Raw genomic sequence first — 26,568 nt, 5'->3', positions numbered from 1 at the left:
TTATGCCGGAAGAAAAAAGCGCGCTATTTCAAAAGGACTTGCGACAGATTTTATATAAAAAAATGAAGTGAAACTTCAAAATAAAATATAAAAAATGAAGTAAAATGACGAGGAGAAACCATGAAGAAACCGAAAGCAAATACGGATAAATTGGCTGTAATAAAAGAAAAATTCAAGAAATATAGAGACGTGCAAAACAAAAATAATTCAAAATAAACTTCAAAATTATAAAAAAGTATTGACACTTCAACTAGAAGTTGATATTATGAAGTCGAAGTTAAGAAGGACATTATCCATCCATTCACGAATATAATTAAGAATAACAATAAAAAGGTGGACGTCTGTATGACATCGATTGATAATGATATTTTTGTAAAGGTCCGTTTCCTGTATCCTTCCCTGTCCAAATCGGAAAAAGCCGTTGCGGATATCCTGCTGGACGAAGGGGAAAACGTCACCAATTATACCATGGCGGAATATGCCGAGAAGGCGGGATGCAGCGACGCTTCCATCCTGCGTTTCTGCCGGAGGCTGGGGGTGGAGGGCTTTGCCGACCTCAAGCAGCAGCTTGCGGACGTCACCACATACACCTACGACCACGGCGCATACCGGATTTCAAAAGAGGACGACCTGCGGACGATTTTCCAGAAAATTATCTGGTATTACGAGCGGACGCTGAAAGATACGCTTACATTATATAACGACGATTATGACAAGGCGCTGGAAGCGATGCGCAATGCAAAGGCAATCCATTTCTTCGGCGTAGGGGACGCGCACCTCGTGTGCGAAGCGGCCCAGATGAAGTTTGCCCGGATCGGGATCAACTGCACGGCCTACAGCGATACGGCTTTGATGCTGGCGACGGCAAGCCTGCTGGGGGAAGACGACGTAGTGGTCGGCATTTCCTTTTCGGGCGATACGCGCGTCGTTGTGGACGCGACAAGGATCGCGCGGGAAAACGGCGCAAAAACAATTTGTATCGTGCACTTTGAAAAATCAAAGCTGGCGAAATATGCGGACATCAAGCTTTTCACGGCCACGACCGACATGACGGCCGGGCACGATGAAATCGCGCGGAGGGCCGCGGAACACGCGATTGTTGAAACCCTCTATATGGGTATGATAACAAGGGATGCGGAAAAATATAAACCCAGGATCAAAAAGACGATTTCCGCGATTATTGCAAATAAGTAGAACCGAACCCTAACCGAATTCCAAACATCATTTTAAAACGGCAAAGCCCTGATGAAAAGCAGGGTGTCTTTCCTATTGCCCGATATACCCCCGATTGCGTACGAATCGGGTCTATATAAAAAATCTTAAAGGGAAAAATTGGAGGTAAACATGAAAAAGAAGTTTGTTTGTATGCTGGCAATTTTAGTGGTTGGCATTTTAATGTTCACGGCCTGCGCGCAGCAGCCTGCGGCGCCGTCTGAAAGCGCTTCGGCGGAAGCCTCGGCTTCGGCGGCGGAAAGCGCCCCGGCGGAAACGGCGGACGGGGGCGGGGAATCGCAATACAAAATGGCGTTCTCCGGCTCGGAGCTCGCCAACCCGTGGGTCGCGATGGTAAAAGACGGCTTTGAAGCGGCGTGCAAAGACAACGGGATTGAATTCGTATCCTTAAACGCGGGCAGCGACGTGGACCAGCAGGTCGCGGACGTGGAAAACATAATCGAGAGCGGCTATAACGCGCTGGTTTTCAACCCGATTGACGGAACGGCGCTTGAAACGGTACTGAACAAGGCGACGGACGAAGGAATCGCAAGCGTAACGATCGCCCAGACGGCAGACGCAGCGACGGCGGGGATCGTGCTGGACGATGCCGCATACGGCGCGGTCATCGGGCAGAACGCGGTCGACTGGATCAATGAAAACCTCGGCGGAAAAGGCAAGGTTGCGGTTTTGGCGGAAGACAACATCCAGTCCTCCATCGCCCGCGGGGACGCAATTGTGGCGACAATCGAAAAGGGCTGCCCGGACGTTGAAATCGTCGCGCGGCAGCACGCGAACACGCCCGAGCTCGGCCTCAGCGTTACGGAAAACCTGCTGCTCCAGCATCCCGACCTCAACGTGGTCGTGGCCTGCAACGACTCCGGCGGCGTAGGCGCGTTCCAGGCGTTTGAAAACGCGGGAATTTCCGGCGACGACCGCGCGATCTTTTCGGGCGACAAGACCGACGAGGCGGTGGGCTACATGAAGCAGGAAAACAGCATTTACCGCGGCACGGCGGACCTGCATCCTTACGAGAGCGGCTATAACGCGGTGCTGATGGCGCTCGAATACCTGAAGGACGGGCTCCCGGCGGAACAGGTACAGGTTCCCCTCGAAATGGAACCGATCACCCAGGCCCAGGTTTTGGCGGAAGGGTAAGCAGAAACCGGCGTATCAACCGCCCCGTGCGAAAGACGCGGGGCGGGACGCCGGCATTGGACCGGCCGGAAGGGAGAAAGAGAATGGACTTACTGAAGATCGACCACCTGTCGAAATACTATTCCGGCGTAAAGGCGCTGGACGACATTTCGTTTTCCGTACGGAAAGGGGAAATCCACGCGATCTGCGGGGAAAACGGGGCGGGAAAATCGACGCTGATTAAGGTGCTGACCGGGGCGATCCACCCGACGAAGGGCGGCTTTGAATTTGACGGGAAGGCCTATGATAAAATGACGCCGCACCAGGCAATGGAGGCGGGAATCCGCGCGATATACCAGGAATTTACGCTGATCCCCTACCTGTCTATTGCGGAAAACCTGTTTTACGGGCACGAGCTGATGAAGGGCGTGGTCCGGGACAGCGAGGCCATGAACCGACGGACGCGCGAATTGTGCGAGGAAATCGGCGTGGACCTGAACCCCAGGGAAAAGGTGGAGGCGCTTGGAATCGCCCAGCAGCAGATCGTGGAAATCCTGAAGGCGGTATCGCAAAGCGCGAAGCTGTTTATTATGGATGAACCGACGGCGCCGCTTACGCTGAAGGAAACGAAGATATTTTTCAGGATTATTGAAAAACTGAAGGCGGAGGGCGCGACGATTATTTATATTTCGCACCGCCTGGAAGAAATTTTTGAACTGAGCGACAGCATTACGGTGTTCTGCGACGGAAAATATGTCGTGACGAAAAAAACGGAGGAGCTGGATAAAAAGCAGCTGATTGCATATATGGTGGGCCGGGAGCTCGGGGAAAATTACCCGCGGGCGGCGCAGCGGCCCGGCGAGGAAGTTTTAAAGGTGGAAAACCTCAATGGAACGAGGCTCCACGATGTGAGCTTTTCCCTGCGGAAGGGGGAAATCCTCGGATTTGGCGGCCTGATCGGCGCGGGACGCACCGAGCTTGCGCGGGCAATTTTCGGCGCCGATAAAATTACCGGCGGAAAAATTACATTAAAAGGAAAAGAATATAAACCCAAGTCGCCCGCCGCGGCCCTCAGGGCCGGAATCGGCCTCATACCCGAAGACAGGAAAAACCAGGGGCTGATTATGGAAATGTCCGTGAAACAAAATATTTCCATCGGCGTACTCGACGAGGTAGCAAATAAAAAACCGTATCTCAGCAAAAAGCGGGAAACGGAATATTCGGATCAGTATATCCGCGAACTGAAAATCAAAACGCCGGCCGATACGCAGCTGGTCAAAAACCTTTCGGGCGGGAACCAGCAAAAGGTTGTGCTTGCGAAAATGATGGCGATCAACTGCGATATCCTGATTTTTGACGAGCCGACCCGCGGCATCGACGTGGGCGCGAAACAGGAGATTTATACCCTGATGCGCGCGCTGGCCGACGACGGCAAGGCGATTATCATGATTAGCTCGGAAATGCCGGAGCTGATCGGCATGTCGGACCGCATCGCCGTCATGAGCAACGGGTACCATGTGGCCGAGCTCGGCCGGGAGGAATTCTCCCAGGAGAAAATACTGGAGTATGCTTCCAGCAAATTGGTTTTGGAGGGGAATAACAATGATAAATGATAGAAGAAAGACCATGGTCAACTATTTGCTGGATTATGGCATTGTAATCGTCCTTGTGGCGCTGATGGTTATATTTTCCATCGCATCCGATAAATTCCTGAGCGCGAGCACCCTGTTTACGATCCTGCGGCAGGTGGCGGTAACGGGCATTATATCGGTCGGCATGACGTTCGTTATGCTGACGGGTGGCATCGACCTCTCGGTCGGCTCCATCGCGGGCGTGGTCAGCGTGCTCGGCGCGGTGCTGATGGTTGCGGGGGTCCCGATCTTCGGCGCGGTCGTCATCTGCCTGCTGCTCGCCGCCGGGTTCGGTTTCGTCAACGGCATTTGCGTCAATGTGTTCAACATCCCCCCGCTCATCGGGACGCTGGGCGTCATGACCTCCCTGCGCGGGGTGGCCTACCTGATTTCAAACGGCGTTCCGGTTTATGGCTTCGACGAGGGATTCAAATATTTTGCGCAGGGGTCGGTCGGGCCGATTCCCTATCCGGTGATCCTGATGGCGGCCGTGTTCCTTGTGGGCGCGTTTATCCTTATGAAAACGCGGACGGGCCGTTACATCTACGGTGTGGGCGGAAACGAAGAAGCGAGCCGCCTTTCGGGCGTAGGCGTAACAAAAATCAAATACCTTGTCTATACGGTGAGCGGACTGCTCTCCGGCCTCGCGGGCCTCATGCTGCTGGCGCGGACCAACAGCGGCCAGCCAAGCGCGGGCACGGGCTATGAAATGGATGCGATCACGGCGGTCGTCCTGGGCGGCGTCAGCATCGCGGGCGGCAAGGGCAACATCTGGCTTGTGATCGTTGGCGTAGTCATTATGGGTACGCTTTCAACGGGCATGGTTATGAACAATATCAACGATTATGTACAGCAGGTCATCAAGGGAATCGTACTCGTCGCGGCGGTTGCGTTTGCGCAGTTCTCACAGAAGGTAAAGGCAAACAACATCGTGGTATGAACGGGAATACAGCAAAGGACAGGATAAACTTATGTTAGAGCAACTGAAAGAAGAAGTGTTGAAAGCGAATAAGCTTTTGAGCTCGGAGCACCTGGCGATCCTCACATGGGGAAACGTTTCGGGGTTTGACCCGGAAAAAAAGCTGGTGGTCATCAAGGGCAGCGGCGTGGAATATAACATCATGGAACCCCAGCACCTGACGGTCCTGGACCTTGACGGAAACGTGGTGGAGGGGGAATGCAACCCCTCGACAGACCTCGACACGCACCTTGAAATCTACCGGAATTTCAAAAACGTGCGGGGTATCGTGCACACGCACTCCACCTATGCGACGGTGTGGGCGCAGATGGGAAGGGCCATTCCCTGCTATGGCACGACGCACGCGGATTATTTTAAAGGAGATATCCCCTGCACCCGCAAGATGACAAAGGAAGAGATTGGCCGGGAGTACGAAAAAAACACCGGGAAAGTGATTGTGGAAACCTTCCGGGAGCTTGACCCGGACGTCATGCGCGCGGTGCTGGTGCGCTGCCATGGGCCGTTTGTGTGGGGCAATTCCGCGCTGGATGCGCTGCATAACGCGGTCGTGCTGGAAAACGTGGCAAAAATGGCGTTCCTGACCGACGGGCAAATCCCCGGGCAGGCGCCGCTGGTGGACGACGAGCTGTTAAAAAAACATTACAACCGTAAATTTGGCGCGGACGCCTATTACGGGCAATAAGGAGGAAACGATGGCAACGGTGAAAGAATCAATGCGCAGTACGCTCCGGCAGGAAAGCGAATCCGTCGGGAATATTTTTGAAAAGCTGGATATGGATGCGGCGGAACAGCTGGTGGAGATGCTGTGCGCGCTGGAAGGACGCGTTGTGACCGCGGGCTGCGGCACATCGGGCGCGGCGGCGAAAAAAATTGCGCATACGCTGAATTGCGTCGATTGCCCGGCCGCTTTTATGAGCCCGGCCGACGCGGTGCACGGCGGAATGGGAACCGTACGGGAAGGCGACGTGGCGATCCTGCTTTCCAAGGGCGGGGCCACGCCGGAGATTACGCAGCTGGTTCCCGGGCTTAAAAGCCGGGGCGCGAAAATCGTCGCGGTGACGGAAAACGAGGATTCGGAGCTTGCGAACAGCAGCGACCTTTTGCTGAAAATCCACGTGGAAAGCGAGCCCGATAAATTCAACATGCTGGCCACGGCGAGCACCCTTACCGTGATTGCCGTGATGGACGCAATCGCAATCTGCGTGATGGACCGCAACGGCTTCTCCAAGGAAAAATTTGCGGTGATCCATCCGGGCGGCGCGGTCGGCCGGCGGCTGCTGGACAAATAAACAAACCGCGCCGCGGGCGCGGATTCGAACAAAGGAAAAGGAGCAACGAAAATGGTGGAAAAGAAACGGAAACTCAGATATGGCATGGTGGGCGGGGGCGCGCCCACGAGCGTCGGCGTAATCCACAGGAACGCCCTTTGCCTCAACAGGGACGCGGAGCTTGTGTGCGGCGCGTTTTCGCACGATTTCGCAACCTCCCAAAAAGAGGGCGCGGAATTCGGCGTCGCGACGGACCGCATCTATCATTCCCATGAGGATATGGCGGAGCAGGAGGCGCGAAGGCCGGACGGCATCGATTTTGCTGTGATCTGCACGCCGAACGCGTACCACTACCCGGCCGCGAAGGCGTTTATGGAAAAAGGAATCAATGTGGCGTGCGACAAGCCGTTATGCCTTACGCCGCAGGAAGCGGAAGACCTGAAAAAGACCGCGCAGGAAAACAACGTGCTTTTCTGCCTGACCCACACCTTCACCGGGCACCTTGTGTCGCGCGAGGCGCGGGCGCTTTACCGCAGGGGCGTGATCGGCGAGCTGCGCACCGTGGTTGTGGAATATCCGCAGGACTGGCTGGTGGACGCGCTCGAGAAGGAAACGGAGGAGACGAAAACATGGCGGTCGGTTCCCGAACTGTCTGGGCGCGGGGCGGCCATCGGCGATATCGGTTCCCACATGGAAAACTGGGTTCACTTTGTAACGGGCCTGCGGGTGGAAAAGGTGCTCGCAAACCTCGAGGCGATTGGCAAGGGAACCATGCTGGACAACAATTTCCAGGTAATCGTGAAATATGACAACGGCGCTTCCGGGTTTTTCTGGGGATCGCAGGTGGCGATTGGCTACGACAATGCGTTCAAGGTGATGCTGCTCGGCGAAAAAGGCTCGATTGAGTTCTGGCAGGAGAACAACAACTACCTGACCCTGCGCCTGCGCAACCAGCCGATGCAGGTTATCTCGCGCGGGAGCGCATACTGCCAGCCGGAATCCCTGAAATATGTCCGCACGCCGAAAGGCCATCCGGAAGGGCTGACAGAGGCGTTCGCCAACATTTACAAATCCTTTACCGACGCGATTTACGACAAGATGGACGGCAAAGCAATCGACGAGGACAGCTATGGATATCCGACGATCGATATGGGCGCGGACGGCGTAAGGTTCTTCAACGCCTGCGTGGACAGCCAGGAAAACGGCAACACATGGGTTGCCACCGGGAAATAACCGGAAAACAGGTTTCCTCCCTGAAATATGGCTTTATTGTACCGTGGAAGATGCAGGGGAAGGGGTCCCTTGCATTTTCCGCTGCACGGCATAAAAGGAGATAAACGATGTCAAAATACACAATCGGAATAGATTTCGGCTCGCTTTCGGGAAGGGCTGTGCTGGTGGACGCGGCGACGGGGGAAGAGGTCGCGCAGAGCGTGCTCGATTATCCCCACGCCGTTATGGACGATACGCTTCCCTCCGGGAAAAAACTGGGCGTGGACTGGGCGCTCCAGCACCCGCGCGACTATCTTGAGGTGCTTTACGGCACGATTCCCGAGGTGCTTGCAGAAAGCGGGGTGAAAAAAGAGGACGTTATCGGGATCGGGATCGACTGCACGGCCTGCACGGTGCTTCCCACCCTTGCGGACGGAACGCCGCTTTGCTTCCTGCCGGAATACGAGGACGAGCCGCACGCCTACGCCAAGCTGTGGAAGCACCATGCGGCGCAGGAATATGCCAACCGGCTGAACGAAACCGCGCATGCGCGCAAGGAAAAATGGATCGCGCGTTACGGCGGGAAAATCTCCTCGGAATGGACGTTTCCCAAAATTTGGCAGGTGCTGGACGAAGCCCCCCGCATTTACGAAAAAATGGACCGCTTTATCGAAGCGGCGGACTGGATTGTCTGGCAGCTGACGGGCGTGGAGAAACGGAGCGCGTGCATTGCCGGATATAAGGCCATCTGGCACAAAAAGGACGGTTATCCGCCGGATGATTTCTTTGCGGCGCTCGATCCGCGGCTTAAGCATGTGGTGGATGAAAAGCTGGCGCGGAAGGTTTATCCGCACGATACGTGCGCAGGATACCTCACGAAGGAGATGGCGGAAAAGACGGGGCTTGCGGAAGGCACGGCGGTCGCGGTCGCCAACACCGACGCCCACGTCTGTATGCCCGCGGTACGGATCGGCGGCCCGGGGATTGTGCTGGCGATCATGGGAACGTCGACGTGCATGATGCTGCTCGGCAAAGAGGAGTGCGCGGTGCCGGGAATCTGCGGATATGTGGAGGACGGCATGCTGCCGGGGTTCTATGGCTATGAAGGCGGGCAGTCGTGCGTGGGCGACCACTTTGCATGGTTTGTGGAAAACTGCGTTCCGGCGGGGTATTTTGAAGAAGCGGAACGGCAGGGGAAAAATATCCATACCTATATGCAGGAGCTTGCCGCCGGGCTGAAGCCGGGGGAAAGCGGCCTGCTGGCGCTCGACTGGTGGAACGGCAACCGCAGCGTGCTTGTGGATGTGGACCTTACCGGAATGATGCTGGGCATGACGCTCCAGACGAAGCCGGAAGAGATGTACCGGGCGCTTGTGGAGGCGACGGCCTTCGGCGCGCGGAAAATTATCGAAAACTTTGAAAAACACGGGGTGCGGGTAGACGAATATTACGCCGCGGGGGGCATTGCGGAAAAATCGGCTTTTATGATGCAGCTTTACGCCGACATCATTAAAAAGAGGATACGGATTTCGGGCAGCCCGCAGGGGCCTGCGCTGGGCGCGGCAATTTACGGCGCGGTTGCGGCAGGCGCGGAAAAGGGCGGGTATGGGAACGTATTCGACGCGGCGGACGCAATGGGAAAGCTGAAAGACACCGTATATACGCCGAATCCTGCCCATGCGGATGTGTACGACCGGCTGTATGCGGAATATGAAACGCTGCACGATTATTTTGGCAGGGGCGGAAACGATGTGATGAAGCGCCTGAAAACGATTAAAAAAGAAATGCGGTGACCTGAAAGGAGCGGCTTCATGGCAAAATACGATCAATCATACGAAGAGGTTCTGCGCATTGAGCGCGACACGCTGGATTCCCTTTTGACAACGGTGGACAGGGACGTTCTAGACCGGATCGTCGATCTCTTGCGCACGGTAAAACCGAACAGCAAAAAGGTGATTACGGCGGGCTGCGGCACGTCGGGGATGGCGGCGCAGAAAATCGCGCATACCCTGAGCGTGGTGGAGGTGCCGTCCTTTTTCCTGTCGCCCGCAAATTCCATCCACGGCGGCATGGGGGCAATCCAAAAGGGCGACGTGGTGGTGCTGTTCACCAAGGGTGGAAATACGGGCGAGATCGTGAACTATATTCCCGTGTGCAGGGAAAAGGGCGCGGTGATTATCGGCGTAACGGAAGACGAAAATTCCATATTGGGCAAAAACTGCGATATCCTGCTGAAAATTGTGGTGGAGCGCGAGCCCTGCCCGTGGAAGCTGATCGCTTCGGGCAGCATTGTGGCGACGATTGCGGTGTGGGATGCGATCGCCTTTACCGTGATGCGGCATAATGGGTTTACCAAAGAGCAATTTTACCTGACGCATCCCGGCGGGTCGGTGGGCGACAAGCTGCGCGCGGGGAAATAAAAATTTCCGCTGCAAAAAAACGGCGGATTTACGTTCAACAAAAACAGGAGGCTTATCCCCCTGTTTTTTATTTGATTACAATGGTTTCCCCGGGGAAGGACTCGCAGCGGGAAAACAGCTCGATTTCCACGGGTCCGGTTAAATCCTGCGGTACGGGGCCGAGCGTGCAGGTCTGCCGCCTTAAGCCGTGCATGCCTTTTTCGTGGCCGGGAACGAGGACGAAGATGGACGCCGCTCCGTTTGCGGTTTCCAGCGGACTGTCAAGGAAGGCCTTTGTGTAAAAGTTGAGCTGCGTATCCCCTTCCGCTTCGTATTCGAGGACCAGGAGCTTATGCCCCTTGGGGCAGGCGTCAAGCTCAATTTTGCGGATATCCGCGATCTGTCCTTCCGTAAGGCCCTGCGCGCGCATCCGCGCCTTGGCTTCCCGTTCCTGCTGCGGGTCGGGCTTTGGCGGCTCGTACAGGAAAAGGCCGTCCAGGTAATAGCCGCATTCCGTTCCGTCCTCGCCGGGAAAGGAAAACCGCCCGTTCGCCGGGCCCCCGTCCACCGCCATGACGTGCGTTTTGCCGATGGGAAGCTCCCTGTTTCCCGCCCCTGCGGTAAGGGACAGGCCGAGGGGACGGGAAGGGTCGAACGCGGAAAATATTCCGTCGCCGTCAAATTCACAGTGCATAACGGAGACGGAGGCCGCCGGATATTGCGCGAGGTTCCCGAAACAAACGCCCTTTTCCGCGAAATGCTGGAATATCATATGTTCCCTGCGGCTGTCGGGCAACAGGGGGACTGTGCCGCTCGAGGTGAAAGAAAGAGTCTTTCCCTGCACGCAAAGGGACTGCGGCCAGAAATTGTTTACCTGCGTATCCAGCAAGGTGTATTCCTGTTCCTCGCGGTGGGTGGTCGCTTCAAACCCGCCGCCGTCTAAAAACCATTGCGGGATGGGACGGTGATAAAAGAGCCACAGGCTGTTTTTGCCGCCGCCCGAGGTGAGCGCCGCGAGCACCGCGTCCTGCCCGCGTACGCAAAAGGGCCTGCTTAAGATGATTTCCCGTTCAGGTATAAAAACGTCTTCCAGCAATTCTTCCATGGCTTTCTCCTTTGCAGCCGCTGTCGATATACGGGCAGTCCGCCGAATCCGCACGGGTCTTTTGATGTCGGACGATCAGGCGCCGGACGGGCGCCTGCGGAGCGAGAAAATAAGCTTGAGGAAATAGACGGCCGCAAGCAGGGCCGGAAGGCCGGTCGCCGTAAAGGTTCTCCATACAAACGGCACGACAGGATAGAGGGCGGCGATCAGCACCAAATAAACAACCGCAACGATGAAGGGAACCAGGAACGCCTTTTGGAACCGGAGCGTGCAGATGTAATAAGCAAGCACGCCCAAAACAACATATTGAATGATTCCCAGGGCATAATTCAAGTAAACGATGGAAAAAGAATCGGCATCGGCGCTTTCTATGGCCCCGCGCATGGAGGCGTTGATGAAGCCCATCAGCAGCAATAAAAGCAGCGGGGAAAGCGCGATTACCAGACAATTCGGGATCAATACGGCTTTTTTCATATCCGGCCTCCTTTGCGAAGCGTGAGATAATTTTGAAAATGGGAATGAAGATGTGGCGGCATAAAGCCAGTTTAACATTATCATAGCAGAACGCCCCTGACGCGGCAAGGAACAAAAAAGCTGCCCCCGGAGGATTACTCCGGGAACAGCCTGCTGCCAGCGAATGGATTTGCATGGGGAAGCGAAGCAAAAAAGCGTGCCTCGGCGCGTTATACGTTGAACCGGAAGAGAACAACGTCGCCGTCCTGTATGACGTATTCCTTGCCCTCCTGGCGCACAAGTCCCTTTTCCTTGGCGGCCTGCATATCGCCGTTGCATTCGTTTTTCAGCGTGTCAAAGGCGATAATCTCGGCCTTGATGAACCCGCGCTCGAAATCACTGTGGATTTTGCCCGCGGCCTGCGGCGCTTTTGTTCCCCTGGTGATGGTCCACGCGCGCACTTCCTTTTCCCCCGCGGTGAGGTAGCTGATGAGGCTAAGGAGCGAATAGGATTTCTTAATCAATTTGGAAAGACCGGATTCCCCGATGCCCAGCTCTTCGATGAACAAGGCTTTTTCCTCATCGTCCATTTCGGCGAGGTCTTCCTCGATTTTTGCGGAAATGGTTACAACCTCGCTGTTATGTTCGGCCGCGTAATCAAGCAGCGGCTGTAAAACGGGAAGGTCGTCCCTGCCCACCTGGTCTTCCGCGATGTTGCCTACGTAAATGATGGGCTTGTCCGTCAACAGGAACATGGAACGCATGATTTCCGCCTGTTCCTCGTCAAATTCAATGTTTCGCGCAAAGTTTCCCTTTTCAAGCTCCGCGAGGATCGTTTCGCATACCCCGGCCTCGAGTTTGAATTTTTTGTCGCCCGTTTTTTGCATTTTCACGGCCTTGTCGAGCCGCTTCTGCACGGTTTCCATGTCCGCGAAAATCAACTCGTAATTGATGGTGGTCACGTCGCGCAGCGGGTCGATGCTGCCGTCCACATGGGTAATGTTGTCGTCCTCGAAACAGCGCACCACCTCGATGATCGCGTCCACCTCGCGGATGTGCGACAAAAATTTATTGCCCAGGCCCTCGCCCTTGCTCGCGCCCTTCACCAGCCCCGCGATATCCACAAATTCGATCTGCGCGGGCGTGAATTTTTGCGGATGGTAAATCTCCGCCAGGTAATCCATGCGCGCGTCCGGCACGGAAACGATGCCGTAATTCGGCTCGATGGTGCAGAACGGATAATTCGCGCTTTGCGCGCCCGCCTGCGTGAGCGCGTTAAAAAGTGTGCTTTTGCCGACATTCGGCAGTCCGACAACCCCTAATTTCATGAAAAACTCCTCGTTATAATCATTATAAATAAAGAACCATATTATTATAATCTGTAATGGATTCTTTCGCAAGCGCGGTTGTGAAAACCGGGGAGGCCTGTTATAATGAAATGGCTGGAGGAACTCATTATCGGTTAAAGAGGCTACTATGTAAGGAGCAGAACTATGGGTTTTTTGGATACGATTATTTTAGGGGCAGTCCAGGGGTTTACGGAATTCCTGCCCGTTTCAAGCTCGGGGCACCTCAATTTAATGCAGGCGCTGCTCGGTGTGGGCGAGGTGCCGATTTTTTACGACGTGATGCTGCATGTGGGCACGCTTGTGGCGGTGTTTATCGTGCTTTGGCCGGAAATTGTGGCGATCATTACGCATCCCGTCAAGAACAAGCTGGGAATGCTGATCCTTGCGACCATCCCGGCGGTTGTGGTCACGCTGATTGCGGAAAAGGTGGCCCCCGATACGTTTGCGAATGTGCTGGATGGAAAATATCTTGCGTTCGGGTTTTACGCGACGACGGGCGTGCTTGTCGCGTGCGAGCTGGTTGCGCAGCGCATCGAGCATAAACGCGGGGTAGAACTCCCGCAGGCTATGGCAATGGGCCTGATGCAGGCGGCGGCGATTTTGCCCGGCCTTTCGCGCTCCGGGTCGACGATTGCGGGCGGCCTGTTTTCGGGCGTGGGCCGCGAGCGGGCCGCGAAGTTCGCGTTCCTGATGTCCATTCCGGCAATCCTTGGCGGTGTGGTGTTCGGCGTGAAGGACCTTACGGAAACGGGTATGGGCGATGTTTCCGTCCCCGCGGTGATTGTGGGCACCATCGTTGCGGCGGTGTGCGGCTTTATCGCCATTAAATTCATGCTCAAGCTGATTAGCAAATATAAGCTTTACGGCTTCGCGATCTATACCGCGGTTATCGGCACCATTGTGCTTGTGGAGTCCCTCACTGCGGGGCATTATTTCGTGAATCCGTTTGCCTGAGGATGTTTTATGGAATCAAAACGGCCTTCCGCGCCTGCGGGAGGCCATTGTTGCATTTGCGGCAATGCCGCGGGAGGCGTTATGAAACAATATAAGGCGGTGTTCAGCGACATTGACGGCACCCTGCTGAATACGGAGAACAAGGTCACACGCCGTACGCTTGAAGCGATCCGCGCGCTCGGACGGCGGGGGATTCCCTTTGTTATCGTTTCCGCGCGAAGCCCGGCGGCGATCTGGCCGATCCTTGAACAAAACGGCTTTAGCTGCCCGGTCGTCGCGTACAGCGGCGGGCTGATCCTCGACGAAAACAGGAGGACGTTATACCACTGCGGCATGGACAAGCGCCAGGCAGGAGAAATTTTGCGGTACCTGGAAGAGCAGCGGTTCGACCTGAGCTGGAACCTGTTTACTTCGGATGAATGGATTGTCAGGGATAAACAGGACCCCCGCATACGGCGCGAGGAGGAAGCCGTGCAGGCGCAGGCGCGGCAGGGAAGCCTTGGCGATTTGCCGGAAGATGCGGAAATCAATAAGGTGCTCTGCATATGCGCCGAAGGGAAAATTTTGCAGATCGAGGAAAAGGTCAGGGAACGGTTCCCCGGATGTTCGGTTGCAAAATCGTCCCCGATCCTGCTGGAGATCATGGAAAACCGCGTGAACAAGGCAACGGCGATTAAGACCCTGTGCGGGCTGAGGAACATTGACGTGGAAAACGTGATCGCGTTCGGGGACCAGTATAATGACCTGGAAATGCTGCAATTCGCGGGCTGCGGCGTCGCGATGGGCAACGCCCCGACAGAGATCAGGCGGCTGGCGGCGCGTACTACGCTGGATAACGATCATGACGGGATTTGCCACGCCCTGCTGGAACTGGGGGTAATCGGCCCTGTGTGAAACAGGTAGAATAGCATTGCTGTATTTTACAACAAGGAAGCCATTGCGCTTCCTTGTTTCAGATATCCAGGGGGAAAACGAAGCCGATTGCGGAAAAACCATTAAAAATATGCGAAACGGCGCCTTGCAGGCGCTTTTTTGGTATAATAAGGAAAAGGAGCGCAAGCCTATGATTATCAGCGCAAGCAGGCGCACGGATATCCCGCGTTTTTACTTTGAATGGTTTTTGAACCGCCTTGCGGACGGTTTTGTTTTGGTGCGTAACCCGATGAATTACCATCAGGTGAGCCGGGTGCCCCTTTCGCCGGAAGTGGTGGACTGTATCGTTTTCTGGACCAAAAACGCGGAGCCAATGCTCGAAAAACTCGATTGCTTGGGGAGTTATCCCTATTATGTGCAATTTACGCTCAATCCATATGGAAACGAAATGGAATGCGCGCTTCCGCCCAAGGAACGGCTTATTACCACGTTTCGGCACCTTGCGGAAAAGGTTGGCCCGCCGCGGGCGGTGTGGCGGTACAGTCCCGTATTGCTGAACGAAGCCTACACGGCGGAGGCGCACCTTGAATTTTTTACAAAAACGGCGGAGGCGCTTCAGGGATATACGGAGCAGTGTAAGCTGAGCTTTATTGACCTCTATCCAAAAATCAGGAAGTGCATGGCGGCGCACGGCGTTTCCGCCGTTGCGGCGGGAGAACAAATCGCGCTTGCGCGGGAGTTTGCGGAAATCGGGCGGAGAAACGGCATTGAAGTATCGGCATGCGGAACTCTGGACCTTGCCGCGGCGGGCGTGCCCCCCGCAAAGTGTATTGACGACGCGTTGATCTCGAGAATCACGGGATACCGCTACCGCCTGAAAAAAGACCCCGGCCAGCGCAGCGATTGTTATTGTGTAAAAAGCGTGGATGTCGGCGCATATGATACGTGCGGCAACGGCTGCCGGTATTGCTACGCCAATGTGTCGGACGAAACCGTGAAAAAGAATATGGAAAGCTACGACCCGCATGCGCCCATGCTGTGCGGCACGCTGCTGCAAGGCGATAAGGTGGCGCAGCGGGCGGCGAAATCAGACCGCGCCGGACAAATGAGCGTGTTTGATATGGATGCGGGGCAGGAGGAAACATGGCGATAGAAAAACAATATTTACCGGACGCGGAAGCGATCCTTTCACACCGGCACGATAACGGGGCCGATCTCTGGACGACGCCGGACAGGCGGCTTTTGAAGGGCGCGCCGTGGTCGGCCCTCGAGAGCGCTATGTTTTTACTGGAGCTTGGAATGGAGCCCGAAGACCCGCTGATGAAGCAAATGGCGGAGCTGTTTTTCAGTGCGTGGCAGGAGGACGGGCGCTTTAAGGTCTATCCCACGGGCGGGATTTACCCGTGCCAGACCATCCATATTGCGGAGGCGCTGTGCCGTATGGGCTATGCCGCGGACCCGCGGATGCAAAAGACGTTCCGGCACCTTTTGGATACGCAGCAGGAGGACGGCGGGTGGAAGTGTAACAAATACAGCTTTGGGCGTGGCCCGGAGACGGAGTATTCCAATCCCTTTCCTACGCTTACCGCACTCTCCGCGTTCCGGTTCAGCGAATACCTGAATAAGGAACCCGCTCTTGACCGCGCGGCGGAATTCCTGCTCTGGCACTGGACGGTCCGAAAGCCCGTCGGCCCGTGCCACTACGGAATGGGTACGCTGTTCATGCAGGTGGAATATCCGTTTCGCAATTACAACCTGTTCGTATATGTGTATGTCCTTTCGTTCTATGACCGCGCCAAAAAGGACGAACGTTTCCTTGAGGCGCTTTGCGCCCTGGAGGATAAGCTTGCGGAGGGGCAGGTGGTGGTGGAGCGCGTCGTCCCGAAGCTGGCAAAACTGTCCTTTTGCAAAAAGGGAAAACCGAGCGCGCTTGCCACGAAGCGTTACCACGAGATATTGGAGAACCTCGGCCGAAGGCCCTGACCGCCGTAAAGGGCGGGCGTTTTTTAATTGTCCATCCCGGGAGGGACAATTAAAATTTTTCCCATGCGGGTTAAAACCCCTGCAAAATGCTTATCAATAAGTATCTAAGAAGGGGAACGCTGAAAAGGAAGGGAAACCGTGATGAAAGCAGTGATACATGTGGACGAATCGAAAAAATGGGACCTTGCGCTTAAAAACGCGGGGAATATTATGCAATACGGCGAACAGACAGGTACGGATTTCACCATTGAAGTTGTGGCCAACGGCGAAGCGGTGAAGGACCTGTGCGAGGAGCAGGCAAAAAAGGACGGGCGCTATGACACGATTCGCGACCTTGCGCTCGACACCGTTAAATTCACGGCGTGCAGGAATGCGCTTGCGGGCGCGGGAATCCGGGAGAGCGCGTTGATCCCGTTTGTGGAAGTCGTTCCGGCGGGGGCGGTGGAGCTCATTAAAAAACAGCAGGAAGGCTTTGCCTATATCAAACCATAAATTAAGCAAGGAATAAAAAAACACGCGTTTCATACGCGTGTTTTTTTTATACGTTCCATGTCAATAATCTTCCCCCGATAAACATGGGAAAACGCCCCTTTCCGCTGCAGCACAACCGCGGGACAGGGAAAAGGAATTTTTGATTATCATAGTATATGGCCCGAAGGCAGAGCGGGCTCGATGACCGTGATGGAAAGGCCGCGTTTGCGGGCATAGTCCACGGCGTAGGCGGGCAGGCCGCCGTATATGCCGTTCGACACGGCGATCAGGTGGGAGGAACGCTTTATCATGAAACGCTTTTGCGCGAGTAAACAGCCGTTTGTTTCCTCGTCCTGGAGCACAATGCGCCTGTCGGCGCGTTCAAGGATGCTTTGATATTGCTCCCGCGCCTTTTTGGGCCAGTCCTCCGCCTGGCCGGGATAAGTAAGGACGCAGGCAAGCCGTATAGAGGCGCAGAACTCCTCCTTCAATTCAAGGACGGCCTGCGCGCAGAGCAAATCCGCGCCCTGGTCCATGCCGCACAGGAAGGTGCGGCAATGGTCGTGCTTCCTTTTTTCGACGATGGCGGAAAGGATGCGTTCATACAGGAAGTCGCGCCGCAGGCTGCGGCACGTCATGGAGAACGGGAGCCTTTCCGGGCCGGGGCCCGTGAAACAGCAGGTATATTTTTTCATGTTAATCTCCGATTACAGGAATATTAAAATTACAAAGTAATACAATGTAATCTTTGATTATTGTAATACTTTGTATGTAGAATGTAAACAGGAGATAGTCATGGGTGTTGAAAAGAAAGTATTGAGCATCAGATTAGACGAAAAAATGATTCGCGATTTGCGCGTTTGTGCCGAAAAGGAAAACCGCAACTTGTCTAATTTGATTGAGACAATTTTAAAAGACTATCTAAAAAAGCAAAAATGAATTGAGCGGCGAAAGCCGCTTTTTTATTCCGCTGGCGGCCGCCGCCAGCGGTGGGATAGCGGAAACAAAAATGTTGTATTTCTATATTTTCAGATAAAAAGCACATTAGTTCTATGCAAACCGGAAAATAAGAACTGTTCCGGGCTTTTTTCCATCGTTTTATGGTGAAAAAGGTCGAACCCCTTAAGAGTTTATGAAGATAACCTTAAGGCCGTTGACTTGCGGATTTTCCGCCCATATACTAAAACCATGAAAGGAAAAGCATGCGGGAAGGCCCGCGTGTTAAGGAGGTTTTTCAAATGGCGGAATTTAAATATTGCAGGAATTGCGGGAGACAGCTCCAGCCCGGCGAAACGGTGTGCATGGGCTGCGGCGTTCCCGTTGGAAAAGGACACGATTACTGTTGGAACTGCGGCGGGAAAACGGACCCGGAGGCCGTGGTGTGCGTTACCTGCGGCGCGGGCGTGGTCCCGAAGAGCGGGCAGCCCCAGCAGGCGCAGGCGGGCGCGCCGCAGATGGGAAAATCCAAAATTGCGGCGGGCATCCTCGGCATCTTCCTCGGCTGGCTGGGTATCCATAACTTCTACCTCGGGTTCCAGTCCAAGGCAATCGCGCAGCTCGTCCTCGGGATTCTCGGCATTGTGACATTCGGCATCACAACGTGGATTTCCGCAATCTGGGGCCTTGTGGAAGGAATTATGATCCTTGTTGGCAGCATTCCGGCAGATGCGGACGGGAAACCGCTCGTCAATTAGGCGGGAAGAAGTAAACAATCTGTAAAAAAGCGCCCGGAATGGCTCGTTCGGGCGCTTTTTTTATGTGTTCCGCTTGAAAAAGCAGCCTTAAAATATTATACTATTGTATCGGTAACTTTATGCCGAATTGACCGGTGGGGAGACAGGAAAGTGGAGGAAACCATGGAAGAAAAAAAAGAGCAGGGATTCAAAATACCGCGCGTGCTTTTGCCGGCGGAGAATGTCAACCTTGCAAAATGGGCCTGTATCGCATGCGACCAGTTTACGTCCCAGCCGGATTACTGGAAGGCGGTGGAGCGGTTCGTGGGAAACGCGCCGTCTACGCTGCATATTACGCTTCCCGAAATTTATCTCGAGGATGAAAATGTCCATGACCATATTGCGGATATGAAGGAAACCATGCACGCATACCTTGAAGAGGGGATTTTGCAGGAACTGCCCGAAGGGGTGGTTTTAACCGAGCGGCAGATCGGCGGCAAGGTGCGCAAGGGCATCCTGCTGGCGATGGACCTTGAACAGTATGATTACAGGATTGAGAATAAACCGCTCCTGCGGGCGACGGAGCAGACGGTGCTCACGCGCATTCCCCCGCGTGCGGAAATACGGCGCGGCGCGGCGGTGGAGCTGCCGCATGTGATGCTGCTGATGGACGATGAAAAAGACAGCGTGATCGGCCCGCTGCACATGCAGAGGAATACGCTTCCGAAGCTTTATGATTTTGACCTGATGATGGACGGCGGCCACATCGAAGGCTGGCTTGTGAACAATCCCAAAATGCTTGAAGACCTTACGGATGCGCTGCAAAGCCTTCCGCGCCGGGATAATATGCTGTTCTGCGTGGGCGACGGGAACCATTCGCTCGCCACGGCCAAGACCATCTGGGAGGAAACGAAGGAAACGCTTTCCGCGGAGGAACAAGAAGACCATCCGCTCCGGTATGCGCTGTGCGAGATCATTAACCTGCGCGACCGCGCGGTGGAATTTATGCCCATACACCGCGTGCTGTTCGGCGTCAACGCGGCGGGCTGCGTGCAGTATATTGTGGAGCGCCTGCGCGAAAAGGGCAAAAAGGCAAAGCTGGTGTTCGGACGCTGGCGCAGCGAAATCGAGCACGACGGCACCTACCAGATTCCGTTCCTGTACCACGACGGCGCGGGGCGCATCATCATCGAGAACCCCGGGCATCCGCTGGTGGTGGGGGAGGTGCAGGAGGTGTTCGAGGATTATATCCGCGAAAACCCGTCCGTAAAGCTGGATTATATCCACGGCGACGAAGCCTTTATGGAGCTATCGCGGCAGTATGACAACCTCGGCTTTTATTTTGAGGCGATGGAAAAATCCGAATTTTTCGACCTGATCGTAAAATGCGGCGTATTGCCCAAAAAGACGTTTTCGCTTGGGGAAGCGGAAGAAAAACGGTATTACCTCGAAGGGCGGCTGATTGCGCCCTATGCAGTGGAAGAAGAACCGGCAGCGCCGGAAGAGAATAAATCGGTGGGGGAATGAACATGGCAGTCAAGGTTACGAAGTTTGGCGGGAGCTCGCTTGCATCCGCAGAGCAAATCCTGAAAATGAAGCAGATTGTGGAGGCGGACGAGGCAAGGAAATTTGTCGTTCCTTCCGCGCCGGGGAAACGGTTCAAGGACGACGTTAAGGTGACGGACCTGCTGTATTCCCTGCAGGACGCGGCGATGCATTTCGAGGAGACGCAGGAAATTTATGACCAGATTGTGCGCCGCTATACGGATATCCGCGACGAGCTCGGTCTTTCCATCAAAATTGAGGAACACCTTGAAAAAATGTACAACGCGATTAAAACGGGCGCGAACGAAGACTATGCGGCTTCCCGCGGGGAATACCTGAACGGGCTTTTAATTGCGGATTTGCTGGGGTATGATTTTGTCGACGCGGCGGACGTCATCTTTTTTGACGAGGCCGGGAACTATGACGCGAAGAAAACGCTGTCCATACTGCCGGGGGCTTTAAAGCTGCATGAACGCGCGGTGATCCCGGGTTTTTACGGCAGCCTGCCCGACGGGAAGATCAAAACCTTCTCGCGCGGCGGCAGCGACATCACGGGCTCCATTGTGGCGCGCGCGGCAAACGCGGATTTGTATGAAAACTGGACGGACGTTTCCGGCTTCATGATGGCCGACCCGCGCATTGTGGAAAACCCGAAAAAGATTGACGTAGTGACTTACCGCGAGCTCCGGGAGCTTGCATACATGGGCGCGACCGTGCTGCACGAGGACAGCATTTTCCCCGTGCTCGAGGCGGCGATTCCCATCAACGTGAAAAACACCAACGACCCGGAAAACAACGGCACCATGATTATACCCGCCATCGAAGGTCGGGACGGCGCTTCGGACGGCATTACGGGAATTGCGGGCAAAAAGAATTTTACCGTCATTACCATTGAAAAGGACGGCATGAATACAGAGATCGGCTTTGGCCGCAAGGTGCTTACCTGCCTTGAAAAATTCGGGCTGTCGTTCGAGCATATGCCCTCCTCCATCGATACGATATCCATCGTGGTGGCAGACGTCCGTATCCGCCACTGCATCGAGGAGCTGATCGACGAAATCCACTCGGTCTGCCAGCCGGACAGCGTGGAGGTTTCCTCTAACATGGCGATCATCGCGACGGTGGGCCGCGGCATGATCCGTCAGGTGGGCGTTTCGGCAAAGCTGTTTGCGGCGCTTGCCCAAAGCCACGTAAACGTGCGCATGATCGACCAGGGTTCGAGTGAAATCAACATCATCGTGGGCGTGGAGAACGACGACTTTGAGAAGGCGGTGCGCGCGATCTATAACGCGCTCGTGTAGCGCCGCCGGAAAAGCGCATTCGCTCATACGGGGGGAGTTTTGCTGTTTCCTGTATATCAATGGAGAGAGGTTTGCCCTGTCCGAAGGCGGGAAGCCCCGCCGGTATATTCAAAAGAAGAAACCGGGTTCTTAAAAAATTTTTTCATGGATCGACGAAAGCGCCGGTTCCGATGGGGTAGGAAATAATGATTTTTGAGGCGATACAGGCAGTGCTTATGGTGGTTATCATCATAGCTGTCGGATATTTTGTCTCATGGAAGGGCTGGGCGGGCAAAACCGTCACGAATTTCATCAGTAACCTGATTGTGAATGTGACGCTGCCGTGTACGGCGGTGACGGCGTTTTTGACAAGCTTCACTGCGGAAACCCTTGCGGATTCGTGGATTTATATCCTCGCTTCCTTTCTGGCCATCGGGATAACGTGGCTTATTGCAAAGCTGGTTATCAAAATTGCAAAAATCGAAAAAACACAGCGCGGCGTTTTTACGGCGCTGTTTTCATTTTCCAATTCGGTGTTTATCGGGCTTCCGGTGGCCACGGCGATCTTTGGGGACGACGCGCTGATATTCGCGCTTTTCTACTACGTGGCGAACACCACTTTTATGAACAGCCTCGGCTTTGTGGAAATCGCGCGGGACGGGATGGAACTATCGTGCGGGGGAAAGGGCGTTTGTTTTACCGCAAAAGATATCCTGAAAAAAATATTCAAGCCGCCCATGATCGCGGTGATTTTGGGCTTTATCCTTGTGATGCTGGGCGTGCGGCTTCCCGTGTTCCTCGATTCCGCGCTTTCGTATATCGGGGGGATCACCTCGCCGCTGGCGCTGATGTTTGTGGGGATGGTTTTGCAGCGCACGGGAATTTCGTGCGTCAGGAAAATCGACCGGGGAATTTCGTGGACACTGGTGGGACGGTACCTTGTGTCGCCGCTCGTGATGCTGGGCGTAACGGCGTGCATGGGCCTTGCGGCCTTCCCGTCCGAGGTCCTTACCATCCAAATGAGCCTGCCCGCTATGGTGACGGCGACCATCTTCGCCGAGGCGGCGGGCGCGGACACGGAATTTGCCGCGCGGGGCGTCGCGGTCACGACGCTGCTGTCGTTTATTACCATCCCCATTTATATTTTGCTGTTCACGTATTTATGATTTTGCGCTTTGGGGTTCGTCGCGGGAATAAGTTATGATATAATAAATGTAGAATTTAAAATCAGGGTGCGCCCTTTGGGCGTAAACGGAATCGTCGGCAAAGCCGAATATTTTATCGGAGATATAGTATGAAAGAAAAAAGCGTAAAGAGACTGTTTGTGGAAAAGAAGAAGGGCTTTGACGTTGAGGCGCAGGAAAGATATGCGGATTTCACGCAAAACCTCGGCGTGCCGGTCAGGGAAGTGCGGATTTTAAACCGCTACGACGTGGAGGGCATGGACGATGAATCGTTTGCCGCCGCGGTCCGGGGCGTGTTCTCGGAGCCTGCCGTCGATATGGTATATATGGACGAACTGCCGGACGCCAAGGGCTACACAGTGTTTGCGGTGGAATACCTGCCCGGCCAGTATGACCAGCGCGCGGACAGCGCGGCCCAGTGCGTGCAGCTTTTAACGCACGGGGAGCGCCCGGACGTACGCACCGCCAAGGTGTATATGCTCAAAGGCGTGACCAAGGCGCAGGCGGAGGCCATCAAAAAGTACGTTATCAACCCGGTCGATTCGCGCGAAGCGTCCATGGAACCCTACGATACGCTTAAAATGGAACTGGACGTCCCCACCGGGGTCGAAACGGTGAAGGGCTTTATCAAAATGACCAAGCCGCAGATCGCCGCTTATGTTGTGGAAAACGGCTATGCCATGACAGCGGAGGATATGCTGTGTGCGCAGGATTATTTTAAAAGCGAAAAGCGCGACCCCACGGTGACGGAATTAAAGGTGCTCGACACCTATTGGTCGGACCACTGCCGCCACACAACGTTTTTAACCAGGCTCGACGAGGTGGAATTCGGCAGCGACCCGCTTTCCAAGGCGGCGCAGCGCGTATATGAAGATTACCTCGATACGCGGCGCAAACTGGGAAGCCAAAAGGACGTCTGCCTGATGGACCTCGCAACCATCTATGTGAAGGAAGCAAAGCGTACGGGCAGGCTTTCGCATATGGACGAATCCGAAGAGATCAACGCATGCTCCATCCGCCACAAAATCCAGACGTACGACGGGGAGCGCGATTACCTCATTATGTTTAAAAATGAAACCCATAACCACCCGACGGAGATCGAACCGTTCGGCGGCGCGGCGACGTGCCTTGGCGGGGCGATCCGCGACCCGCTTTCCGGGCGGTCGTACGTATACCAGGCCATGCGCGTGACCGGCTGCGCGGACCCGCGCGAGGGCCTCGCGGACACCATGGAATATAAGCTTCCGCAGCGTAAGATTACGCGGGAGGCGGCGCACGGGTATTCCTCCTACGGCAACCAGATCGGGCTTGCCACAGGGCTGGTAGAGGAAGTTTACCACGAGGGATACAAGGCAAAGCGGCTCGAGATCGGCGCGGTCATCGCGGCGGCGCCGGCAGAGCAGGTGAAACGCAAGGAGCCCGCGGAAGGCGACCTTGTGATCCTGATCGGCGGACGCACGGGGCGCGACGGCTGCGGCGGCGCGACAGGCTCGTCCAAGGCGCACGATGAAAAATCGATTGAAAAATGCGGCGCGGAGGTGCAGAAGGGCAACCCGCTCACCGAGCGCAAGCTGCAAAGGCTGTTCCGCAACAGGAATTTTTCCAGGCTGGTGAAGCGCTGCAACGATTTTGGCGCGGGCGGCGTATGCGTGGCCATCGGCGAACTGGCGGACGGGCTCGATATTAACCTCGACGCGGTGCCGAAAAAATATGAAGGACTCGACGGCACGGAACTCGCGATTTCCGAATCGCAGGAGCGTATGGCGGTGGTGATCCGTCCGCAGGACAAGGACAAGGTGCTGAAGCTGGCCGGGGACGAGAACCTCGAGGCGACGCTCGTCGCGCGCGTGACGGACAAGGGCCGTATGCGCCTTATGTGGAACGGGAAAACCATCGTGGACATTACCCGCGAATTTTTAAATTCCAACGGCGCGACACAGCACGCGAAGGCCATAGTCGAGCAGGGGAATACGGACGGTCTGTTCGAGGAAAAAACGGAAGATACGGTGGAAAAAACGCTTCTTTCCCTGCTTTCCGACCTCAATATCTGTTCGCAGAAGGGCCTCGTGGAAATGTTCGACGGCAGCATCGGCGCGGGCAGCGTGACCATGCCGCTCGGCGGCAAGCACCAGATGACGCCCGTGCAGGCGATGTGCGCGAAGATTCCCGTGCAGGATACGGACAGCAAATCCGCGACGCTGATGAGTTATGGCATGGACCCGTACCTCATGACGAAAAGCCCGTTCCTCGGCGCGGTATATGCCATACTGCTTTCCGAAGCAAAGCTTACGGCGGGCGGCGGCGCGGTCAGCGATTCATGGCTGACATTGCAGGAATATTTTGAGCGCATGACGGACGATCCCGCACGCTGGGGCAAGCCGCTTGCGGCGCTGCTCGGCGCGTATTACGCGCAAAAGGAGCTCGGCGTTGCGGCAATCGGGGGCAAGGATTCCATGAGCGGCAGCTTCAAGGATATCGATGTGCCGCCTACGCTGTGCTCGTTCTGCGTGGCCCCGGTGCTGGCGGCAAACGTCATCACGCCCGAGTTCAAGCAGGCGGGCAACAAGCTTTACCTTTTGGATATTGTGCGCGACCAGGACGGCATGCCCGATTTCGAGGACGTCAAACAAAAATATGATAAGCTGCATAAGATGATACAGGACAAGGCGGTGGTTTCCGCATACGCGGTGGAACGCGGGGGCGTGCTGGCGGGCGCGGCGAAATGCGCGTTCGGCAACGGCCTCGGGGTGAAGCTGTTCCCGCAGGACTTGGCGGAGCTTACGCGCAAGGCGTACGGCGCGGTGCTTGTGGAGGCGGCGGATATTGCCGATCCGGATTTTACGCTGGTGGGCGAAATCCGCGAAGAGCCGTTTATCGAGGCAATGGGCGAAAGTATCCCGCTTGGGCGGGCGCTTGAAGTATACACCAGCGTCCTCGAGCCGGTATTCCCCACCAAAACGGGGGATAAAGGCAGGATAGAAACGCCCATCTATAAAAAGAAGGATATCTTTACCAGCAAATATAAGACCGCGATTCCGCGGGTGGTAATTCCGGTATTTCCCGGGACCAACTGCGAATACGATACGGCAAAAGCGTTTGAAAAAGCGGGCGCAATCGCCAGCGTGGTTATTATGCGCAACCTCTCCCCCCTGGCGATCGAGGAAAGCATTAAGCTGCTGGCCAGCGAAATCAGCAATGCGCAGATGATTATGCTGCCCGGCGGTTTTTCGGGCGGCGACGAGCCGGACGGGAGCGGGAAATTCATCGCGACCACCTTCCACAATAACCGCATCAAGGATGCGACGCACGACCTCCTTAAGAACCGAGACGGTTTGATGCTCGGCATTTGCAACGGGTTCCAGGCGCTTATCAAGCTGGGCCTTGTGCCGTACGGCGAAATCCGCGAGATGCGGGACGATTCGCCCACGCTCACGTATAACAACATCGGGCGGCACGTTTCGTGCATCGTGCGCACGCGCATCACCAGCGCGAATTCCCCGTGGCTGGCGTTGTCCGAGCCCGGCGAAATCCAGTCGGTCGCCGTATCACACGGCGAAGGCCGGTTTGTGGCGGCGGAAAAGGAGCTGAAGCAGCTGATAAAGAACGGGCAGGTGGCTACGCAGTATGTGGACTTTGACGGCAACCCGACCATGGATGTGGAATTCAACCCCAACGGGTCGATGGCGGCGGTCGAGGGCATCATGAGCCCGGACGGCAGGGTGCTCGGCAAAATGGGCCACAGCGAGCGCGCGGGGCTCAACATCGCCAAAAATATTCCCGGGGATTACGACCAGAAAATCTTCGAGAGCGGCGTAAAATATTTCCGGTAATCAAAAAAGCTTTCCGAAAGGAAAGCTTTT

24 protein-coding genes are annotated in these 26,568 nt (G+C 55.3%); 20 read left to right on the top strand and 4 right to left on the bottom strand.

Features of this window, described 5'->3' with window-relative positions; all coding sequences use genetic code 11:
* Positions 1-345 precede the first annotated feature (345 nt).
* From BBD38_RS05735 to BBD38_RS05695, 9 genes are all read left to right on the top strand, one after another.
* Positions 346-1,194, top strand: a complete 849-nt coding sequence (locus tag BBD38_RS05735; protein WP_066685671.1) for a MurR/RpiR family transcriptional regulator — start codon at positions 346-348, stop codon at positions 1,192-1,194.
* A gap of 150 nt (positions 1,195-1,344) precedes the next feature.
* Complete coding sequence (locus BBD38_RS05730) at positions 1,345-2,370, top strand: sugar ABC transporter substrate-binding protein (RefSeq protein WP_066685670.1); 1,026 nt, start codon at positions 1,345-1,347, stop codon at positions 2,368-2,370.
* Between the two features lie 83 nt (positions 2,371-2,453).
* On the top strand, positions 2,454-3,962 hold the full coding sequence (locus BBD38_RS05725) for a sugar ABC transporter ATP-binding protein (protein ID WP_066685669.1): 1,509 nt from the start codon (positions 2,454-2,456) through the stop codon (positions 3,960-3,962).
* Positions 3,952-4,920, top strand: coding sequence for an ABC transporter permease (locus tag BBD38_RS05720; protein ID WP_066685668.1), 969 nt, complete (start codon positions 3,952-3,954; stop codon positions 4,918-4,920). Before BBD38_RS05725 ends, BBD38_RS05720 begins: the two co-directional genes overlap by 11 nt.
* A 31-nt stretch (positions 4,921-4,951) precedes the next feature.
* Complete coding sequence (gene araD, locus BBD38_RS05715) at positions 4,952-5,641, top strand: L-ribulose-5-phosphate 4-epimerase AraD (protein WP_066685666.1); 690 nt, start codon at positions 4,952-4,954, stop codon at positions 5,639-5,641.
* Between the two features lie 10 nt (positions 5,642-5,651).
* A complete protein-coding gene (locus BBD38_RS05710) occupies positions 5,652-6,248 on the top strand; it encodes a KpsF/GutQ family sugar-phosphate isomerase (protein ID WP_066685665.1) in 597 nt (198 codons plus the stop codon).
* A gap of 51 nt (positions 6,249-6,299) precedes the next feature.
* Complete coding sequence (locus BBD38_RS05705) at positions 6,300-7,460, top strand: Gfo/Idh/MocA family protein (RefSeq protein ID WP_066685663.1); 1,161 nt, start codon at positions 6,300-6,302, stop codon at positions 7,458-7,460.
* 107 nt (positions 7,461-7,567) lie between these two features.
* Complete coding sequence (locus BBD38_RS05700; protein ID WP_066685661.1) at positions 7,568-9,232, top strand: ribulokinase; 1,665 nt, start codon at positions 7,568-7,570, stop codon at positions 9,230-9,232.
* An 18-nt stretch (positions 9,233-9,250) separates the two neighbouring features.
* Positions 9,251-9,859 (top strand): KpsF/GutQ family sugar-phosphate isomerase, encoded by a 609-nt coding sequence (locus BBD38_RS05695; protein WP_066685659.1) that lies wholly within the window; start codon positions 9,251-9,253, stop codon positions 9,857-9,859.
* 67 nt (positions 9,860-9,926) lie between these two features.
* Here BBD38_RS05695 and BBD38_RS05690 read toward each other — a convergent pair whose 3' ends face one another.
* The 3 genes from BBD38_RS05690 to ychF all read right to left on the bottom strand — a co-directional run bounded on the left by BBD38_RS05690 (position 9,927) and on the right by ychF (position 12,724).
* On the bottom strand, positions 9,927-10,943 hold the full coding sequence (locus BBD38_RS05690) for a hypothetical protein (RefSeq protein WP_066685657.1): 1,017 nt from the start codon (positions 10,941-10,943) through the stop codon (positions 9,927-9,929).
* 75 nt (positions 10,944-11,018) lie between these two features.
* On the bottom strand, positions 11,019-11,417 hold the full coding sequence (locus BBD38_RS05685; protein ID WP_066685655.1) for a hypothetical protein: 399 nt from the start codon (positions 11,415-11,417) through the stop codon (positions 11,019-11,021).
* Positions 11,418-11,626: 209 nt separating this feature from the next.
* Complete coding sequence (ychF, locus tag BBD38_RS05680; protein WP_066685652.1) at positions 11,627-12,724, bottom strand: redox-regulated ATPase YchF; 1,098 nt, start codon at positions 12,722-12,724, stop codon at positions 11,627-11,629.
* Positions 12,725-12,889: 165 nt separating this feature from the next.
* Between ychF and BBD38_RS05675 the strand changes: the two genes are divergently transcribed.
* The 5 genes from BBD38_RS05675 (at position 12,890) to BBD38_RS05655 (ending at position 17,047) form a co-directional block, all read left to right on the top strand.
* Positions 12,890-13,699, top strand: a complete 810-nt coding sequence (locus tag BBD38_RS05675; RefSeq protein WP_066685650.1) for an undecaprenyl-diphosphate phosphatase — start codon at positions 12,890-12,892, stop codon at positions 13,697-13,699.
* A gap of 81 nt (positions 13,700-13,780) precedes the next feature.
* A complete protein-coding gene (locus BBD38_RS05670) occupies positions 13,781-14,593 on the top strand; it encodes a Cof-type HAD-IIB family hydrolase (RefSeq protein ID WP_066685948.1) in 813 nt (270 codons plus the stop codon).
* 169 nt (positions 14,594-14,762) lie between these two features.
* Positions 14,763-15,725, top strand: coding sequence for a DUF1848 domain-containing protein (locus BBD38_RS05665; RefSeq protein WP_066685946.1), 963 nt, complete (start codon positions 14,763-14,765; stop codon positions 15,723-15,725).
* The gene (locus tag BBD38_RS05660) at positions 15,716-16,555 is read left to right on the top strand and encodes a prenyltransferase/squalene oxidase repeat-containing protein (RefSeq protein WP_066685648.1); all 840 of its coding nucleotides are present in this window, start codon (positions 15,716-15,718) and stop codon (positions 16,553-16,555) included. The genes BBD38_RS05665 and BBD38_RS05660 overlap by 10 nt, the downstream gene beginning before the upstream one ends.
* Before the next feature lie 141 nt (positions 16,556-16,696).
* Positions 16,697-17,047 carry a DsrE family protein gene (locus tag BBD38_RS05655; protein ID WP_066685646.1) on the top strand — a complete coding sequence of 117 codons (351 nt, stop codon included), beginning with the start codon at positions 16,697-16,699 and terminating at the stop codon, positions 17,045-17,047.
* A 146-nt stretch (positions 17,048-17,193) separates the two neighbouring features.
* On the opposite strand, the gene BBD38_RS05650 is transcribed toward BBD38_RS05655, so the two are convergent.
* Positions 17,194-17,721, bottom strand: coding sequence for an SLOG family protein (locus tag BBD38_RS05650; protein ID WP_066685642.1), 528 nt, complete (start codon positions 17,719-17,721; stop codon positions 17,194-17,196).
* Between the two features lie 100 nt (positions 17,722-17,821).
* On the opposite strand from BBD38_RS05650, the gene BBD38_RS14270 reads away from it, so the two are divergent.
* From BBD38_RS14270 to BBD38_RS05625, 6 genes are all read left to right on the top strand, one after another.
* Positions 17,822-17,965 (top strand): ribbon-helix-helix protein, CopG family, encoded by a 144-nt coding sequence (locus BBD38_RS14270; protein ID WP_082989510.1) that lies wholly within the window; start codon positions 17,822-17,824, stop codon positions 17,963-17,965.
* 299 nt (positions 17,966-18,264) lie between these two features.
* Positions 18,265-18,720, top strand: coding sequence for a TM2 domain-containing protein (locus tag BBD38_RS05645; protein WP_172807772.1), 456 nt, complete (start codon positions 18,265-18,267; stop codon positions 18,718-18,720).
* A gap of 162 nt (positions 18,721-18,882) precedes the next feature.
* Positions 18,883-20,226, top strand: coding sequence for a DUF1015 domain-containing protein (locus tag BBD38_RS05640; RefSeq protein WP_066685641.1), 1,344 nt, complete (start codon positions 18,883-18,885; stop codon positions 20,224-20,226).
* Positions 20,227-20,228: 2 nt separating this feature from the next.
* The gene (locus BBD38_RS05635) at positions 20,229-21,545 is read left to right on the top strand and encodes an aspartate kinase (protein WP_328585603.1); all 1,317 of its coding nucleotides are present in this window, start codon (positions 20,229-20,231) and stop codon (positions 21,543-21,545) included.
* Between the two features lie 185 nt (positions 21,546-21,730).
* On the top strand, positions 21,731-22,690 hold the full coding sequence (locus BBD38_RS05630; RefSeq protein ID WP_066685638.1) for an AEC family transporter: 960 nt from the start codon (positions 21,731-21,733) through the stop codon (positions 22,688-22,690).
* Positions 22,691-22,818: 128 nt separating this feature from the next.
* Positions 22,819-26,538 carry a phosphoribosylformylglycinamidine synthase gene (locus tag BBD38_RS05625; protein WP_066685637.1) on the top strand — a complete coding sequence of 1,240 codons (3,720 nt, stop codon included), beginning with the start codon at positions 22,819-22,821 and terminating at the stop codon, positions 26,536-26,538.
* Positions 26,539-26,568: the final 30 nt, after the last annotated feature.

It is taken from the genome of Christensenella intestinihominis (assembly GCF_001678845.1).
In the GTDB taxonomy this organism is placed as follows: domain Bacteria; phylum Bacillota; class Clostridia; order Christensenellales; family Christensenellaceae; genus Christensenella; species Christensenella intestinihominis.
This window is presented reverse-complemented; position numbering and strand designations above follow the sequence as displayed.